The following is a 533-nucleotide window of genomic DNA, read 5'->3' on the forward strand; positions in this document are numbered from 1 at the left end:
ACTTATAACTGGGATTTGATTGAACGTTTGCTGCATGAAGTGCAGAACAGCGCTGGCCACAGCTTCGCTCCCCGGGCTTATGCCGAAGACTACGCGGCCGAGAAAGCCAGCGCCGGCGAGCCGATCGACAATCTCGATCACTTGAAAACCCTGGCCTGTGATTATGAAAAGCTCTTGCTGGAGCGCGGATTCATCGAGCCACGGCCGGATCACGAGGGCAGTACTGGCAACAACTTCATTCTGACCCCGCGCGGCTCCAGCCTGCTGAGCCTGATCGACAGCAGCATCCCCGGCAACGACCATCCGCGTCAGGTGCTGGATGAGCAGGAGGATGCGCTGAATGAGGTGACGTTTGATGAAGTCGCTTCAAAGGCTCAAATCGCCTGAACCAGCGAAATCCCCCTGTGGGAGCGAGCCTGCTCGCGAATACGGTCTGTCAGTGACATCTGATCTGTCTGATATTCCGCTTTCGAGAGCAGGCTCGCTCCCACATTGGATTCCAGTGATTTCAAGGTTTCTTCGCGGCCTTCAGG

At 56.5% G+C, this 533-nt stretch carries 1 protein-coding gene; it reads left to right on the plus strand.

The window, feature by feature from the left end; genetic code table 11:
- On the plus strand, positions 1-387 hold a 387-nt coding region (locus J5M56_RS24170; protein ID WP_207937963.1), incomplete at its 5' end, for a transcriptional regulator.
- Positions 388-533: the final 146 nt, after the last annotated feature.

Source organism: Pseudomonas sp. 51_B (assembly GCF_017491595.1).
GTDB lineage: Bacteria > Pseudomonadota > Gammaproteobacteria > Pseudomonadales > Pseudomonadaceae > Aquipseudomonas > Aquipseudomonas promysalinigenes.